Source organism: Psychrobacter sp. TB55-MNA-CIBAN-0194 (assembly GCF_040309505.1).
Taxonomy (GTDB): domain Bacteria; phylum Pseudomonadota; class Gammaproteobacteria; order Pseudomonadales; family Moraxellaceae; genus Psychrobacter; species Psychrobacter fozii.
The window spans coordinates 1-265 of record NZ_JBEOOW010000377.1; the positions used below are offsets into that span (position 1 = coordinate 1).

Annotated in this window: 1 protein-coding gene; it reads right to left on the minus strand. The window is 45.3% G+C overall.

Annotation, left to right across the window (positions count from 1 at the left end; translation table 11 throughout):
- Positions 1–265, minus strand: a 265-nt coding sequence (locus AAEY75_RS15535) for a hypothetical protein (RefSeq protein ID WP_352260093.1), incomplete at both ends; no start/stop codon positions are given.

Sequence of the window (265 nt, forward strand, 5' to 3'; positions counted from 1 at the left end):
GTATTGATGTTAGAGATGTCCGCACGCCATTTGTTAAAGCTCTCGGCAAGCGCATCATCGAGCTCTTGCGCTTCTTCTAAAAAGATCTCTAACAATTCAATATCGGTATCGATAGACTCTAGCTGCAACTCAGGGGCAGAGACACTTTGCACGCTAGGCAGATCATCATTATACTCGTCGATAGCCTCATCACTGCTGGCAGTGCCATTAGCAATACGCTGTAAACCTTCAAGCACTTGCTCATCAACTTTTAGTGAGGTACTAC